This window comes from Bilifractor sp. HCP3S3_D3 (genome assembly GCF_052063915.1).
Lineage (GTDB): Bacteria > Bacillota > Clostridia > Lachnospirales > Lachnospiraceae > Bilifractor.
In genome coordinates, this window is sequence record NZ_JBQHWP010000024.1 from 27539 (window position 1) to 43225 (window position 15687).

At 48.5% G+C, this 15687-nt stretch carries 14 protein-coding genes; 3 read left to right on the forward strand and 11 right to left on the reverse strand.

The annotated features are described in order from the left end of the window. Positions 1–44: 44 nt before the first annotated feature. The 6 genes from ACTNDI_RS12360 to mtnA form a co-directional block, all read right to left on the reverse strand. Positions 45–449, reverse strand: a complete 405-nt coding sequence (locus ACTNDI_RS12360) for a diol dehydratase small subunit (RefSeq protein ID WP_441101285.1) — start codon at positions 447–449, stop codon at positions 45–47. Beyond that, the gene (locus ACTNDI_RS12365) at positions 449–1165 is read right to left on the reverse strand and encodes a propanediol/glycerol family dehydratase medium subunit (RefSeq protein ID WP_441101286.1); all 717 of its coding nucleotides are present in this window, start codon (positions 1163–1165) and stop codon (positions 449–451) included. Before ACTNDI_RS12365 ends, ACTNDI_RS12360 begins: the two co-directional genes overlap by 1 nt. 9 nt (positions 1166–1174) lie before the next feature. Beyond that, the gene (locus ACTNDI_RS12370; protein ID WP_441101287.1) at positions 1175–2839 is read right to left on the reverse strand and encodes a propanediol/glycerol family dehydratase large subunit; all 1665 of its coding nucleotides are present in this window, start codon (positions 2837–2839) and stop codon (positions 1175–1177) included. 627 nt (positions 2840–3466) lie between these two features. Further along, the gene (locus ACTNDI_RS12375; protein WP_441101288.1) at positions 3467–3931 is read right to left on the reverse strand and encodes a GlcG/HbpS family heme-binding protein; all 465 of its coding nucleotides are present in this window, start codon (positions 3929–3931) and stop codon (positions 3467–3469) included. A 320-nt stretch (positions 3932–4251) separates the two neighbouring features. Continuing rightward, on the reverse strand, positions 4252–5247 hold the full coding sequence (epsC, locus tag ACTNDI_RS12380) for a serine O-acetyltransferase EpsC (RefSeq protein ID WP_441101289.1): 996 nt from the start codon (positions 5245–5247) through the stop codon (positions 4252–4254). Between the two features lie 38 nt (positions 5248–5285). Continuing rightward, complete coding sequence (gene mtnA / locus ACTNDI_RS12385) at positions 5286–6389, reverse strand: S-methyl-5-thioribose-1-phosphate isomerase (RefSeq protein ID WP_441101290.1); 1104 nt, start codon at positions 6387–6389, stop codon at positions 5286–5288. A gap of 821 nt (positions 6390–7210) precedes the next feature. On the opposite strand from mtnA, the gene ACTNDI_RS12390 reads away from it, so the two are divergent. Continuing rightward, positions 7211–8422, forward strand: coding sequence for a 6-phosphofructokinase (locus ACTNDI_RS12390; protein ID WP_441101291.1), 1212 nt, complete (start codon positions 7211–7213; stop codon positions 8420–8422). A 299-nt stretch (positions 8423–8721) separates the two neighbouring features. Here ACTNDI_RS12390 and ACTNDI_RS12395 read toward each other — a convergent pair whose 3' ends face one another. After that, complete coding sequence (locus ACTNDI_RS12395) at positions 8722–9273, reverse strand: TetR/AcrR family transcriptional regulator (protein WP_441101292.1); 552 nt, start codon at positions 9271–9273, stop codon at positions 8722–8724. 201 nt (positions 9274–9474) lie between these two features. Here ACTNDI_RS12395 and ACTNDI_RS12400 point away from each other — a divergent pair, with 201 nt between their 5' ends. Then, entirely contained in the window at positions 9475–10266 is a 792-nt protein-coding gene (locus tag ACTNDI_RS12400; RefSeq protein WP_441101293.1) for a DUF1295 domain-containing protein, read from the forward strand. After that, the gene (locus ACTNDI_RS12405) at positions 10251–10754 is read left to right on the forward strand and encodes a hypothetical protein (RefSeq protein WP_441101294.1); all 504 of its coding nucleotides are present in this window, start codon (positions 10251–10253) and stop codon (positions 10752–10754) included. The genes ACTNDI_RS12400 and ACTNDI_RS12405 overlap by 16 nt, the downstream gene beginning before the upstream one ends. A 211-nt stretch (positions 10755–10965) precedes the next feature. Here the strand turns inward: ACTNDI_RS12405 and ACTNDI_RS12410 are convergent, their stop codons facing one another. The 4 genes from ACTNDI_RS12410 to ACTNDI_RS12425 all read right to left on the reverse strand — a co-directional run bounded on the left by ACTNDI_RS12410 (position 10966) and on the right by ACTNDI_RS12425 (position 15477). Then, positions 10966–11871: an ArsR/SmtB family transcription factor gene (locus ACTNDI_RS12410; protein ID WP_441101295.1), complete on the reverse strand. Its 906-nt coding sequence runs from the start codon at positions 11869–11871 to the stop codon at positions 10966–10968. 211 nt (positions 11872–12082) lie between these two features. Continuing rightward, a complete protein-coding gene (locus ACTNDI_RS12415) occupies positions 12083–13849 on the reverse strand; it encodes a glycoside hydrolase family 2 protein (RefSeq protein WP_441101296.1) in 1767 nt (588 codons plus the stop codon). Positions 13850–13895: 46 nt separating this feature from the next. After that, entirely contained in the window at positions 13896–14729 is an 834-nt protein-coding gene (locus tag ACTNDI_RS12420) for a carbohydrate ABC transporter permease (protein WP_441101297.1), read from the reverse strand. A 1-nt stretch (position 14730) separates the two neighbouring features. Further along, positions 14731–15477: a carbohydrate ABC transporter permease gene (locus tag ACTNDI_RS12425; RefSeq protein WP_441101298.1), complete on the reverse strand. Its 747-nt coding sequence runs from the start codon at positions 15475–15477 to the stop codon at positions 14731–14733. Positions 15478–15687 lie beyond the last annotated feature (210 nt).

Below are 15687 nucleotides of genomic sequence, written 5' to 3' on the forward strand. Positions count from 1 at the left end.
GTCGGCCTGCCGCATCGTTCAGGCATACTGTTTTCCGTGCGCGCTTACTTCTTATCCGGAAGCAGGATTCCCCTCTTCTCGTACACCTCAGCCGCCTCCAGAACAAGCTTCGCGCAGTTCGGCGCCTGATATTTTTCCAGAAGTTCCTCTGCCATCCGTGCAAGCTCTGTCTTCGTCGCCCGGTTCGGTCTGAGCTTGTTGTACATTCTGAGGATCACATCATCCGGTACATTGGTCAGCTCCGCCGCACGCTCGAAATTCTTCTTCATCGGGGCATTTCCTGCCTGATCCGCAACCTCTCCCTGCGCACGGAGCATCTCCGCGGAGATCTTGATGTCATCGGGAGCCACATGTCCCTTCCTCACCTCATCCAGTGAAAGCTCATCCAGCTTCTTCCCGGTTCTGGAAGTAATACGGTCTCTCTCATGTTCACCCAAAGGATACTGCATCATTTTTCCTCCCATTCAATGATTCCGAGCTTCGGATCCAGCTGCTCCGTCTCCGCGATATGCATGATTGCCGCCTTTACCTGATACTTCGGTCTGACCATCGGATCATTGACAGACGGAATCGGCGTAACATTCTCCCCTTTGACGTACTTCGCTGCATTCTGTCCGATTCTCCGGTACGTCTCCAGGGTCATCAGCGGTGCCTGAGGAAAAAGTTCCAGATTGGAAAGCGGGTACAGATCTTTCTGGCTGATTACGGTCGTTCCCTTGGACTGAATCCCGATACCGATTCCGGAACCCGACAGCTTTGCAGATTCAAGCGCCATAAAACCGACGTCTGATGTGTCAAGGACCTTCACCACACGGGGGATCATCCCCTCTTCCTCAATTCCGGCCTTCACATTCCGGATGACCTCGTCGAGCGGAATTCCGCCGATAGTTTTCTTGATCTCCCTCTGGAACGCGGCGCCCACGCCGATGACGATCTCCTTCGGATCCGTGCCCTTCTCCGCCTTTCTGTATGCGGAGTAATCGCTCTTATTCTCATTGATTCTGGTCCTGCCCGCCATGGAAGGAATATCATCCTCGCCAAGCTCCCCGGCCACTACCCTGCGAAAACCGTTTGCGTCGTAAGTCGAACCGAAATTCCCGCGGCTTCGGATCTGACGGACAACCTCTTCTGTAATTTTCTCAATTAATTCCTGTGAAACCTGCATGCTGTCCTCCTAAATATCCATAGGATTGATACGATGCGGGATGCGCTTGATCTCTTCCCAGCGCTTCCCTTCCACACGATACCCGGTTCCCGGTCCCATATAATCGTTCGGCGTATTCACCCCGGACATCACATGGAAATCGCTGTCGAGGATCGCCGCAGTCTGCATGTAGTCCCCAATCACACGCTGTTTCAGCATGGAGAGCACACTCTCCGCGACATCCGTGAAGCCGCTGTCGGCGAGCGCCTTCACCACATCGATGCCGGTGATCCCACGCTTCATGACATCCTCCGCAGACATCAGATCCGCCGCGACATCTCTCGGAAGTGTATCCTTGCTGCCGTGGGCGTATGTGATCGCATCCACCTGTTCGTCGGACACCTCCGCAAGACCGAGCTGACGGAACACCGCCTGAACAGCCTTTGCCGCCTTATTGCGGACGGCGATGACATCTTCTTCCTTTACCGGTCTCAGGCCGCCGTCCACCTGCATGTCACGCTGAAAAACGTTGTAATCGTCGAAGTCTTCCGCGTCAAAATTGGAACCTGCAAACATATTGTCATAGTTCGGCTCCGCTGCGTAGCCCGAGAAAATGAAGTCAGTCCCCGGAAGGAACTGCAGCATCGTTCTCGCGGTGCGGCGCATATCGGAGTTGGAAAAGCTCTGATCATTCGACGAAGCGCACTCAAGCCCGAGAAGTGCAGCCACAAGATTTTCTCCCAGAACCTCCCGGATACCCGCAGGCACCGATCCCGGTATGCCGATGCAGCTGACAGAGCCGTTCTGAATCCCCTGACTTCCGCAGCCCTTCGTCACATAGAGGCATCTGCACTCCAGATAGAGCATGGATTTCATCTCGCTGCTTCCCATCAGTACCTCGGAGCCTGATCCGGAGGTAAAGCGGACCTTCAGTCCTCTGGATGCGTAGGATGAATTCAGAAACGCCTTTGAATAAGGCGTATCGTCGCCGTCGATAAATACCTTCTCCGTTCCGTATACCGAGAGCGTCTCCGCATAAGTCGTAAGTCCCCGGATTCCGAGTTCCAGCTCGGTTGCCTCCTCTGATGAGCACTGCGTCAGTACACCCGGCCGGCCGACCTGCGAACCGATCAGAAGACCCATGGCGTCAAGCGGCGCGTATCTCGCGACACCCATCGTCGTCTCCTCCTCCGCAAATCCCCGGAGCGCGCCCTCCGCCGCATCGGCCGCAATCTGAACCGGATCATCCTTCAGATTGGTGATATGCGCCTGATTTCCGGGTTTCTTCCTCGCGCGCATCTTCTGCATGCCCATCATCAGCTCAACCACATTCAGCTCATTGATGACCTCCGTCATCTTCGCCGGCGTGATTCCGGAGATCACCTCCAGAACCTCTTTCCTTGACACATGAATATCCACAATCATCTTCGCGATATCCAGTGCCGATATCTTCATGGACTGTTCCGCGCGTGCGATATTGATGGCGTAATCCGCGATGAAGGTATCCAGGAAGTCAAAATCCTCCCGTTTCTTTCCATCCAACTCAACAATCTGCCCGTTCTCCACCCGGACAGACGGCTTCGGATCATACGGGCTCTTCATGGCGACAAAGCCCATCTCCGGCCATTCATTGATATAGCCATCCTTATTTACCGGACGCTGGTCCAGAACCTCAAATCTCTTTGATCTTCTCATGCTTCATTTTCTCCGCAATGTCTGAAATCACGTGAACATGTCATTTGATCCCGGCGCAATAATCACCGAAATCGGATGCGGGGCACTTAATGAATGCCCCCGGAAAGTCCGAAACCCCATGTCCCGGACCGGATAAAAACCCAGAGCATCTGCCTGTCTCAACCCGACAGTGCCACTCATAGTATTTGGATCCATTATACATCCCGGATGATCGTTTATCAATAGAAACAGGGTCGAATCTTTCAAAAAACCACATTTATCGGGGAATAACTCAACACAATTCCACAATATCAGCTGTTCATATATCAGTAGTTCTTGCAAATACAACCCGTCTGCATTTTTTCTCCGCAACAACTAAACAACGAGATAAAACACGCTGCGCGAGTTTTATCTCGCTATCGCGACGCTCGTCACACACGAATACTTCGCATTCGGCTGCGGCTCACTGTTCGCATAAAAAAATGGCGGAGATACACAAAGTATCCATCCGCCATGATGTTCCATCAACTCTATAATCGACTCTATAAATTCTAAAGATGATGTGATGTGACGATTCAGCACTCCAATTCCGAGAACCAGCAGTTCTCCCGATGTGAGGAGTCCGGGCGCCTTCGGCTCCGGAACACGTCACGCCTGCCCGGTAATCTCCGCGAAAACCTTCAGGCCAAACTCCGCCACGTCGTTGTCCTGCTCACCGGTTCCCCCGCTTACGCCGAGGCCTCCGACGATCTTGTCTCCGATCTTCAACGGTACGCCGCCGCCGAATCCGATGATCCGCCCGTTGTTCATGGACTCAAGCCCGTAGAAGGTGCCTCCGGGCTGTATCATCTCATGGACCTGCATCGTTGACATCTTCACCGCGACCGCCGTATAGGCCTTCTGGGTCGCGACCTCATAACTCACAAGGAAGGCATCCTCCATCACATGAACCGCAATCGGATTGCCATGGGCATCATCGACCGCAATGACACAGGCGAGTCCCTTCTGCCTGGCATATTCCTCCACCCGGTCCATAAGAACCTTCGCCGTCTTCAGAGGAATGCTGCCTCTGATCTGACTCACGATATTTTCCGTCATCCTGTTCTGATCCATACTTTCACCCCGGAATACCCGCCGGATTGCTAGCGCACAAAGCACGCGGCAGTCCGCATCACCGTATCATACATACCGTGATATCATAAAAATCATGATATCAGGCAAATCATGAAAAAATCTGCCACTCAGACTTCTGCATTTCATTTCAAGTATACGAGTATCCGGTCGAAATGTCAATAAAACCACAAAATTCCAACAAAATGTTCATTTCTGTATTTTTCTTTCCGTCACAAAAAGACAGAGATCCCTCTCTTACCTTTGTCATCCGACAAAACAGATTGAGATCCCCGTCCTGTTCTTCACGGCCGCTGTCCGCTTCAAATTACAAAATCCCAATAAGTATCCTTATCGGTGCCCTGCGATGGGCCATGTGAATACTCAAGCTCCGGCGCCCTCGCGCTGACCTTCATATCCGCGGGAACCGACCGGACCACAAAGGTGTTGCCGCCGATGGTCACATTGTCACCGATGACGGTATTTCCTCCGAGCACTGATGTGCCGGAATAGATCGTGACATTGTTGCCGATCGTAGGATGCCTCTTCACGCCCTTCAGTGCCTGCCCTTTTCTCGTTGACAGGCCGCCCAGTGTCACGCCCTGATAGATCTTGACATGGTCGCCGATCTCGGTTGTCTCGCCGATGACGATGCCGGTACCGTGATCGATGAAAAAATATTTTCCGATGGTCGCGCCGGGATGAATGTCGATCCCCGTCTTGCCATGCGCATATTCTGTCATAATCCGCGGAATCAGCGGAACCTTCAGATTCCACAGTTCATGGGCGATCCGATAGACGGTAATTGCCATCAGACCGGGATAGCTGAGGATAATTTCATCAAAACTATATGCCGCAGGATCGCCTTCATAGAAAGCCTGTATGTCTGTAGCCAGAATTTCCCGCAGCTTCGGAAGCTGATCGAGAAAATCATCGACAATCTTCTCCGCCCTCTGCAGCAGAACGGACCGCTCACACTCCTCACAGATTTCCTGTGTGCCGAGCGCAATGGCCACCTGCTTTGTCAGATGATACTGCACAAACTCAATTTTTTCGCCGACCGTATATTTCACGTATTCAGCCCGCACCCTGCTGTTGTCATAATATCCCGGAAAAAGGATCTCACGCACCTTCTGCAGCACATCGATCAATGTCTCCCGGTTCAGGATATTTGTCACATTCAGACGGGTGCTGACCGGATATTCCCGATAGCTTTTCAGCATCTCCTCGACCAGAGCCTCCGTCTTTTCGCTTGTGGCCTCCTTATTCTTCATGAACTTATCAAGCTCATTTGTCATCTCTTTTACCTCATCATTCATAAAGCGCCCTCCTCAACTCTCATCCGCTCCGGGTATCCTTATTCCTTCTCTTTCATCGCTTCAGCTTTTTTCTCCATGATTTTCTTCAGCGATTCCGTATAAGGCGGTCTCGCAATTCCGTATTCCGTCACAATCGCGGTGATCAGCTCATGATCCGTTACGTCAAAGGCGGGATTGTAGACCTTGACTCCCTCCGGCGCCATTCTCTTCTTGTACCACATCTCGGTTACCTCTTCCGGCTTTCTCTGCTCGATGCGGATTTTGCTGCCGTCCGGCGTATTCATATCAATTGTAGAAGTCGGAGCCATGATGTACATCGGAACGCCATAATGCTTTGCCACGATAGCAACAACCGAGGTCCCAATCTTGTTTGCGGTATCTCCGTTCGCCGCCACACGGTCACAGCCGACAAAAACAGCCTGAACCTTACCCTCCTTCATCAGAGAGCTGGACATGTTGTCACAGATGACGGTCGTATCGATTCCGGAATCCATCAGTTCCTTCGCCGTCAGCCGCGCGCCCTGAAGCACCGGACGGGTTTCGTCGCAGTACACATGGAAATGATAGCCTTTTTCCTGCCCGAGATACATCGGCGCCGTTGCCATGCCGTAGCGTGTCGCGGCAAGCTTTCCGGCATTGCAGTGCGTCAGCAGTCCGTCCCCGGGCTTCACAAGGGTCAGGCCGTACTCGCCAAGCTTATGGCACGCCCAGATATCCTCTTCCTGAATCCGGACGGCCTCACGGTGCAGAGCCTCCACAATCTCCGGAACCGTTTTGTCCCGGTTCTTCTGTGCCGTCTTGTCAAGCATGTTCAAGGCCCATGACAAATTCACCGCTGTCGGTCTTGAAGAATCCAGATAATCCTTTGCCTTGACAAACTCCGGATAAAAATCATCAAAGCTCTTCGCGTGCGCGCCGATCTCCTTTGCGGCGAGATAAAGTCCAAAGCCCGCCGTCACCCCGATCGCCGGCGCTCCTCTGACCTGAAGCGTATAGATAGCGTCCCAGATCTGATTCTGCGTGGTCAGACGAATCGTCTTCGTCTCATAGGGAAGGAGAGTCTGGTCGATGATGATAATCTGACTGTTCTCATCATCCAGGGAAACGGTATCAATATCCATGATGCTCTGTTTTTTACTCATTACAAAATCCTCTTTCTATAATAATATGTATAAATTCGTGCTCATACCTGTTGCCTTCGAAATCGCATACAGTCTCTTACACACACTTCGCGGCAGGCGGCCTGTCTGCGTTTTCGGGATTTATTGGGCCACATACTGTATAAGTCCCCGCGTCACTTCGCTGCTTCGCAGCTTCCGTGCCGCTAACAGGTATGAGCATTCCCGCGTTGCTTCGCACCGCTCCATGCTCATACCTGTTGTCGTCGCTAATGTTCTTGCCCACTGGTGAGCAAGCTCCCCGTGGACCAAGAACATTGCGACTGGACTCATACAGTCAAACTCATACGATAAGTCGTGCCGCATACTGTATAAGCTACGGATTGCTCCGTGCTTCGCACTCCCGCAATCCTACAGGTATTCGCGTTTTCGCCGTGTTTCACACGGCTACACGCTCATACCTGTTGCCTTCGAAATCGCATACAGTCTCTTACACACGCTTCGCGCGTGACGATCCTGTCTGCGTTTTCGAAGAGCTTATACAGTAAATCCGACTAAAACAGTACAGTTTCAACTATATCATCTTTCTTACATCAAGTGAACCTGTTTTTCGTATTTTCCTCTTTACCTTTTCATTCTGTCTTTCTTTTTTCTTTCTGTCTTTTTTCTGGAGGCTTCTTCCTGCTGGCGGAGCTGTGGTTTGGATGTGTCGTGTCTGTCCGTGAACAACCGAAGGGGTGGAATCCTAGTGGAATCCTTTCCGTACCTGCTATTGTCAACACTACACCGGGATGCTATATTGTATACGACACTGAATGAGAAATATACCGGAGGATGAATTAAAAGTGAAGAATTTGCTCGTAGCTCAATCCGGCGGACCAACTTCCGCCATCAATGCAACCCTTGCCGGGATCATTAGCTGTGCACAGATTTCAGACCAGATCGACAATATCTATGGTGCCGTGAACGGTATCGAGGGTGTGATGGAGGAAAACTTCATCGACCTCCGCGACAAGATCGATAATTCCGAGGCACTTCAGCTCCTGTCCCAGACACCGGCCGCCGCTCTCGGCTCCTGCCGCCTGAAGCTGAAGGATCAGAAGCAGCTCGCGCGCATCATCGATATTCTTCAGAAGAATTCCATCTCTTATTTTATCTATATTGGCGGCAACGACTCCATGGATACCATTGCCAAGCTCTCCTTGTACTGCCGTGTACACAATATCACCGGGATCTCCATCATGGGAGCACCGAAGACCATTGACAATGATCTCTGCGGCACGGATCACTGCCCAGGGTTCGGATCTGCGGCAAAATATATCGCCACGACCTTCTCTGAGCTTGAGCGCGACTGCCATGTATACGCCAAGAAGGCGGTCACCATCGTTGAAGTGATGGGAAGAAACGCCGGATGGCTTACCGCCGCCTCCGCGCTCTCCCGTCTGAACGGCGGAAAAGGTCCCGATTTGATTTACCTCTGCGAGAGTCCTTTTTACCCGGAATCCTTCATCCAGGATGTACAGCAGAAGCTTTCCGAAGAGGATGCTGTACTGGTCGCCGTCAGTGAAGGCGTAAAGCTTTCGGACGGAAGATATGTCTCCGAAATCGTCCAGACTAAGGCAACCGACAATTTCGGACATTCCTATATCGCGGGGGCTTCCTCTGTTCTGGAGACACTCGTTCGCAATAAGATCGGCTGCAAGGTTCGATCCATCGAGCTGAACCTCATGCAGCGCTGCGCCTCCCACCTTCAGAGCGCAACCGATGAAGACGAGTCGCGTATGGTCGGAATGAAAGCAGTTCAGGCCGCTCTGAACGGCGAAAGCGGCAAAATGGCTTCCATCATCCGCACATCCGATAAGCCGTACCGCGTGGCCTACGGCCTTGTCGATATCGATGTCGCTGCAAATGCGGAGAAAAAAGTCCCTGTGGACTGGATCACCAAATCCGGAAACGATGTGACCCAGAAGATGATCGATTACCTGAAACCACTGATCCAGGGTGAGAGCCGTATCGTATGGAAAAACGGCATCCCGGAAACAATGATCCTGTACTGACGTCACACATTCGTTTGAACAGGAATCCTGATGAACCGGGGCTGCCGCAACATCTGTTGCGGCAGCCCTGTTCACACAGTTTTCCACAACGGAATTTCCCCTGCAGTTGGTCGTCTGCACCTGTTGCAGCAGCCCCGGTTCGCATAGTTTTCCACAGCCGGCCCGGCGCTTCAAAATTTCTTTCCTGCCATCACGCAAAGATCACATCTTCTACGATCATCACTCACCGGATTACATCTTTCGCGCTCATCACCCACCCGACTACTTTTTTCGCGTTCATCACTAACCGTTTCACAATGTCACAGCGACACAGCGATCTCCGTCATTTCCTCCGGCGTCTCCCTCATATCGTGAGAAAACCACAGAAGCAGGCAGGAATATATGCCGCCTGTCCGGTAGGCCATCCTGTATTTTTCCATATTTATGGTTTCACCTGTATCGGATGCGCCATCACCATCCCCGCCATTTACAACCATATCCGGAATCTCATCAAAATGAAAATACTCCTTCAGGACATCCAGGATCTGACCCGATAAACCGGCTTTGTACAGCCGGAGCATCTGGTTTTTGTTGTCGAAAAACGCCTGAAACACCGGGCGGATAAACGAGGCGAAATCCGTTTGAAGCAGTTCCCTGTCTCCCTCTGTTTCCCGGAGCATCCGTGCCAGAGCACATCGAAGGACTTCATCCTTTGAACTGAAATGCCGGTAAAATGTCGCCCTGTGAACCCCCGCCCGCTCCGCAATTTCACCGACAGAAATATCCGAAAAATTTTTTGTCCCCATAAGCTGCAGCAGTGCCTCCGTCAGATAGCTCTGTATCAGACTGTGGTCCAGATCTTTTCTCCTCAAGAAAAGCGACACCTCCTCTCTGAATGTTGCAGTTTCCTCGTTCCCGAAAGAAATCAATTGAAAATAACGACACCTGTCGCTATCATTAAATATGCACCATTCAAAAATAGCCTGTCAAGATCATCAGCAGGTGGCTGTGCCAACGAACGGCAACCTAAAGGCAGTGGGTTTTCGCCTGCGACAAATGAAAGGATTTTGTTTATGAAAGAGTTTTTGATTCTTCTGCTTCTGGCCCTTCTGGCCAGCTCCTGCGGTTTCCGCAAATATGTATGGTTCATTTCCCTGGGATACGGAGCTGCTGTCGCCCTGGTCGGTGCCGGCCTCCTGTGCCTGTTCTCCGGGAATCTGAGTGCCGGAACCATCCTGCAGTCCGTGCTTTTCATCGTCTACGGCTGCCGGCTCGCCGGATATCTCGCGTATCGCGACCTGAAAACCGCCTACACCCGCCGGATGAAGGGAGAGGTAAAATCCGATAAAAGTGTGTCCTTTGCGGCCAAAGTCGGCATATGGATTTCCGCAGCCGTTCTTTACGTTCTGCAGACATCCCCGGTTCTTTTCCGGCTGCAGGACAATAAGGGCACAGATGCTCTCTGCCTGATCGGATTCCTGATCTCTCTGACCGGTCTGCTTCTGGAAACTACCGCGGATCTGCAGAAAAACCGCGCAAAGAAAAAGAACCCGGGACGTTTTGTCGATACAGGCCTGTTCCGAATCGTGCGCTGCCCCAATTATTTTGGCGAGATGATCTTCTGGACCGGTGTCTTCATTTCCGGACTCAACGTATATCATAATCCCGCCGAATGGATCTGCTCTCTTCTCGGCTATGCCGGAATTATCTACGTGATGTTCGGCGGAGCGCGCCGTCTCGAAATCCGTCAGGACAAGAACTACGGCAATGACCCGGAATATCGGAAATATAAATCCACGACTCCGATCATGATTCCGTTTCTCCCCATCTACTCGGTAAAGGAGCACAAATGGCTGGTCGCATGATGCAAGGCAACGCAAACATCCCGGAAGGATTCCATCTGTCCATGGCGCTGACGGACTGTATACCCGTACTCTTTTTCAGTATCAGCGCCGGCGTTCTCGCCTGCCGCTTTCCAAGTCTGCTCTTCCGGATCGGCGCTGTGCTGGTTATCCTCGCCGGATCACTGAAGGCAGGCTGGAAATTTGTAATTGCTCTCAGAAAAATCGATGTGCCGTTTCTGAACCGGCAGATGCGTTTTCTCATGCCTTCCGGATTTGCCCTGATGCTCCTGGCACTCGCTGTAAACCGGAGCCGCTGGTCTTTGACAGCGGTTCTGCATCATGTAACAGCCTTTCCATCCTGCATCTTCTTCCTCGCGGGAATCGCAGGCATCCTTGTTCTGTGCTTCTTCGCAAAACGCCTGGACAGAAGAGACGCACGATCAAACTGGAAAGAACAGATGGGCAATGGAATCACACAGCTGTGTATTCTGCTGGGGATTCAGTTCTGATGAAGACCAGGCATGGCATCCTGTTCCGATCTCAGGATAATAATGCGTATCTCAGCATTTTTTCAATTTGGCACTACATCTGCAATGAATCGCCGCGATTGACTATCCTTTTTGTTGCGGCCCATGAGGATTTCTCTATCCAGCATTCACGTTTACAAACAACACTACCCCGCAACCGCCTTTGCATTGCAGACATGAATTATCCAAGCATTCAACAATAATATGTGCTAAACACTATATCTTGCGGATAATTTCCAAAATACTTTCCAAATATTGTCACTCCACCACTATTTTTCTTTCCCTTTTTGCTCTCGATGCGCAATGTGATAAACGGACTGTCAGTTAAATGCAGCTGATTTATTGTGACGTTTGACATATACTGTCCATCAGCAGATGTCTGTTCTTCTCCTACCCGTATATGCTTAAGGATGCCGTACTGGCTGCAGTTATCATCCCACCAGGATGGTGTATAGAAACCACGCGTATCCGAATAATCTCCCGGGCAAAGCCAGCTTCCCAATGCAACGCCATTGACAAAAAAATCTATATCACTGCTCCAGACATTGTTAGAAAAAGGGAACTCCGATCCCAGCTCCATACTAATCTCAAGCATTTTAGGTACCTCTTTGGGATTAAGATTGTTCGGAATTTTATATTCTACAAATCCACTCGAAAACCAGAGCAACGATGCCGAAATTCGTTCTGGGCTTACAAACGCTGTCGGATCATCGAATCTCCCTATCTTCTTTTTACTGCTACACATTCCACAAGTAGGCTCTACATAAAAATTTGAATAATTGCCCACCCCTATTTCTTCTCTATGAACTGAATATGACAAAAATAGTTTGAGTGGAAAATCAATGTATATACTATCGACAGCCATTTGAAAATATTTTTTCCGTTTATCATTAGCGGTTAATTGTACATATTTGATGAGATGTGCGCCTTCCAGTTTCTGTATATGTCTTGTAATAATTGCCTTGCTGAGGTTAAGACTGTCCGCCAGCTCTGTAATGCACCGCGGCTGCTCACTAATTAGCTGAAGAATCTTAAGTCTTACCGGACTTGCCATAGCCTCATAAACCGGAAGAGACTTTTCCGAAACATTCAATCGCATACGTATCCTCCATAATGCCATAAACCCGAATCCGTAAAGTTGCTTCATTTTATTTTATGTCATACAATAGACCGGTTAATTCAAAATAGCAGCTATGAATATTGGAACTACATCTTTAGGAAATATTTATGGTGCGAATTTCAGGAATTCAGATTAAAATCAACAAACAGGATCAAGCAGTTATCCCTGCTGATCCTGTTGTATTAGTAGATTATTCCCCTGCAGGAATTTCATTAATAGCCTTGATCTTATCAGGACATACTTTATACGTCCGGTTTTCATTCAAGAGACCCTTAACCTCCTGTTGTACATCTGTGAGCTGTGTGTAACAATATCCGCTACACCATGGAATCCTTTTTATTGCCTCTGTTATATTTTTAAAGCGTTTCAAAAATTCTTTCTCGTCTGAGACCTGATTACCATATCCCCATCCCTTGTCCGTTTGAAAAGCGATTCCTCCATATTCAGTAATCATAATAGGCTGCCCCTTGTATTCATACCCGTCCGCAAACGCAGCTTTTTCACGTGAAGGGAAGCACTCATTCTTCAAGATCTCCTGAATATGATTCATATAATGCCGGTAAAAGGAGTCTCCGTTTTCTGCATAATCGTGGATGGTAATAATGTCCGAAATAGTATGTTCCCACCCATCGTTTGCAATAACTGGTCTTGTAGCATCAAGACTCTTCGTAAGTGAATAAATTCCCTTCGTGAATTCCTGTTCCTGCCTATTCGTTTTTACCTGCCGAATTCCCCAGCTCTCATTAAAGGGAGTCCATGTAATAATAGATGGATGATTGTAATTATCGCGGACAATCTCAATCCACTGTTGAGTGAAATCCGCAATAGCCTCTTCCGTGAAGTCATAAAACGCTCCCACCTCACTCCAAACCAGAAGGCCCTTAACATCTGCCCAATAGAGATATCTTTCATCTTCTACTTTCTGATGCTTACGCACCCCATTATATCCTAAGGCAAGAGTCTTATCAATATCCTCTATAAGAGCCTCTTCGTCCGGGGGAGTAAGTCCCGAGTCCTTCCAGTATCCCTGATCAAGAATCAAGCGCTCGTACAGAGGAATCCCATTAAGAAGGATTTGTCCTTTGCTGCAGCAAATATCCCTTAATCCAAAATACGAATAGACCTTGTCTGCAACTTGCCCATCACGAATCAACATCACTTCAACATCATAAAGATCAGGGTGTTCAGGAGACCACAATTTTATTCCCCAGTCATGAAGTTCACTACCATACAAAAAGCACCTTCCGCTTACCTTTTTCTCCGCCAAAGCAAGAGATACCTTATTAACCTCCCTTTCTCCATCCATAACCCTGAGCCAGGCAGAATATTTTTCGTTATCTGCCGGAAGCTGACTAACTTCTATATCAAAATCGACACAACATTCCTTTACCGATGGAGTCAATCTGAGCGATTGTATATATACAGAAGGAACTTTCTCCAACCATACTGTCTTCCATATTCCGGTTGTCTGTACATACCAGCAACCATAGTTATCATCAAGCCATCTCTGTTTTCCTCTGGGCTGACTCTTATTGCGGCTATCTTCAATTCTTACAGTTAAAAAGTTATCACGATCATTAAGGGCATCCGTGATATCATAACTTGCTCTGGAATATGCGCCCGTATGGCTTCCTATCATAACGCCATTGACATAAATTTCGGACTTATAATCACACCCCTCCATATGCAGAATCAAACATTCGTTCGAAAGATCCCTCCTGCTGGCAGGCAGCTGTCTATGATACCATATAACATTCACATCTTCTTCTATACCGATACCGCTTAACTTCGTTTCATAAGTGAACGGGACAACAATTTTTTGACCCTGTGGGAAATGCACGTTCCACTTTTCTGCTTTTCCCACATCGTCTCTGTCAAATGCAAAATCCCATTCTCCGTTTAGATTTGTCCATTCAGGTCTTACAAACTGCGGGCGCGGGTAATTTTCAATATGCATGTTCCTCATTCTCCTTGCATAGATTATAGTAAAACTTTTTACAGGCTTATTCCTTCAGTCCCTGGGTAGAGATTCCCTCTACGACTTGGCGTTCAAATATAATGAACATAATAATCATTGGAAGTGAAGAAATCATATTAGCGGTCATAGGCACAACGAAATCCGGAGATTGTATCTTTAGCAGTGTCGGTATACCGATTGGCATGGTATAAAGCTTATCGCTGAAGATACAAAGCAGAGGCCACAGATAATTGTTCCAGCTATTCACAAATGAAAACAGGCAAACAGTTGCAATAATTGGCTTGGAAAGAGGAAGCATTATTCTCCAGAAAATGGTAAATTCCGACCCTCCATCAATACGAACAGCCTCTATTATCGAATCTGGAACAGACTTAAAAAAGCTTACAGTGACTATCAGCATCATTGCATTTGCAATTGTCGGGAATATCAGACCCGCATAAGAATCTGCAAGCCCAAGTCCCTTAACCAGAATAAACAAAGGGACAACCGTCGCTTCTGTCGGGATCAGCATGCCAAGAAGAAAATACATGTAAAATGCATGCCTTCCTTTAAACGGAATCTTCGCAAGTGCATATGCAGCCATAGTCGTGATTAAAACAGTGAGGACCATTGTAATCACGGCAACTACCAGGCTGTTGATAAACCACACCAGTACTTCGCTGTTGGCGATCAGCTTCGGATAATTTGCCAAAGTATATGGCGGAGTGAACCAATCCCAAATCGTTTTTATCTGTTTTCCTTCGTGTTGCAGCGAGCAGAATAAGCCCCAGACTATCGGAAGAATCATGACAAGTGCAATCGCAATTGACACAAACGCAAGAACCAGTGTTCCGATTTTGAATTTACTCTTCGATTTCATTTCATACCATCTCCTTTCGCCGCTGAAGTTTCAACTGTACCATTGATACAACCGCCAGGATTACGAAAAGAACATATGACATTGCCGCTGAATACCCCATTGCATTTTTGCTGAATCCCTGCTGATATATGTACTGTACTAACGGCCTTGTACTATTGCCTGGACCGCCACTTGTCATAATATAGATCTGACCGAATACTTTATAGCAGGCAATAATCTGAAGTAAAGCTACAAGCCATGTTGTCTCTCTCAGGAGCGGAAGGATAATATAAAACAGGGTCTGTGGCTTAGTCGCACCATCAATTTTTGCAGCCTCTCTAACTCCCTCTGGAACATTCTGAAGCGCCGACAAATAAAGCAGCATGGAGAAACCTGTTGTCCACCATACAGTCATAATAATAATGACAAACCACACCAGGTGAACGTTTTGAAGCCATAAAGGTGCCGTTTCTGAATCAACTAATCCTATCGACTCAAGAATACCATTCACCAGGCCGCGTATCGGTGTAAACGTGTACTCGGATAAAAAAGAGGCAACCGAAACAGAAAGTACACATGGAAGGTAATAGCAAATTCTAAGAAACTTTTTATAATGAGTTGTTCGATTTGCAAGAAGTGCCAGGATCAGTGCCGATACCACAATGATTGGTGCTGTAATAATAGTAAATTTCGTCGAGTGCCATAAGGCTTCCCAGAATTCCGGATCTTTAAACATCCGAATAAAATTATCTGCTCCAACAAACTCCATCCTTCCCATCAAGGTCCACTTATTCAGGCTGACCCAGACGCCCTGGATCAAAGGGTATACAATGAAAAGAGTGTAAAAAAATAAAAATGGAAGCATAAATGCAGATTGTCGAGCTAAACGGACATCTGTGCCATATTCGGCGGACAGTCTGAGACATAATTAGCGGACAAGTAAGGACACATTAACCGGACAATAGATCTTCAGATATAA

Excerpts from the sequence above, each read along its gene's own strand:
- ACTNDI_RS12360 (WP_441101285.1), bottom strand. The coding sequence starts at position 449 with ATGCAGTATCCTTTGGGTGAACATGAGAGAGACCGTATTACTTCCAGA.
- ACTNDI_RS12365 (WP_441101286.1), bottom strand. The coding sequence starts at position 1,165 with ATGCAGGTTTCACAGGAATTAATTGAGAAAATTACAGAAGAGGTTGTC.
- ACTNDI_RS12370 (WP_441101287.1), bottom strand. The coding sequence starts at position 2,839 with ATGAGAAGATCAAAGAGATTTGAGGTTCTGGACCAGCGTCCGGTAAAT.
- ACTNDI_RS12375 (WP_441101288.1), bottom strand. The coding sequence starts at position 3,931 with ATGGATCAGAACAGGATGACGGAAAATATCGTGAGTCAGATCAGAGGC.
- epsC (WP_441101289.1), bottom strand. The coding sequence starts at position 5,247 with ATGAATGATGAGGTAAAAGAGATGACAAATGAGCTTGATAAGTTCATG.
- mtnA (WP_441101290.1), bottom strand. The coding sequence starts at position 6,389 with ATGAGTAAAAAACAGAGCATCATGGATATTGATACCGTTTCCCTGGAT.
- ACTNDI_RS12400 (WP_441101293.1), top strand. The coding sequence starts at position 9,475 with ATGAAAGAGTTTTTGATTCTTCTGCTTCTGGCCCTTCTGGCCAGCTCC.
- ACTNDI_RS12405 (WP_441101294.1), top strand. The coding sequence starts at position 10,251 with ATGGCTGGTCGCATGATGCAAGGCAACGCAAACATCCCGGAAGGATTC.
- ACTNDI_RS12410 (WP_441101295.1), bottom strand. The coding sequence starts at position 11,871 with ATGCGATTGAATGTTTCGGAAAAGTCTCTTCCGGTTTATGAGGCTATG.
- ACTNDI_RS12415 (WP_441101296.1), bottom strand. The coding sequence starts at position 13,849 with ATGCATATTGAAAATTACCCGCGCCCGCAGTTTGTAAGACCTGAATGG.
- ACTNDI_RS12420 (WP_441101297.1), bottom strand. The coding sequence starts at position 14,729 with ATGAAATCGAAGAGTAAATTCAAAATCGGAACACTGGTTCTTGCGTTT.
- ACTNDI_RS12425 (WP_441101298.1), bottom strand. The coding sequence starts at position 15,477 with ATGGAGTTTGTTGGAGCAGATAATTTTATTCGGATGTTTAAAGATCCG.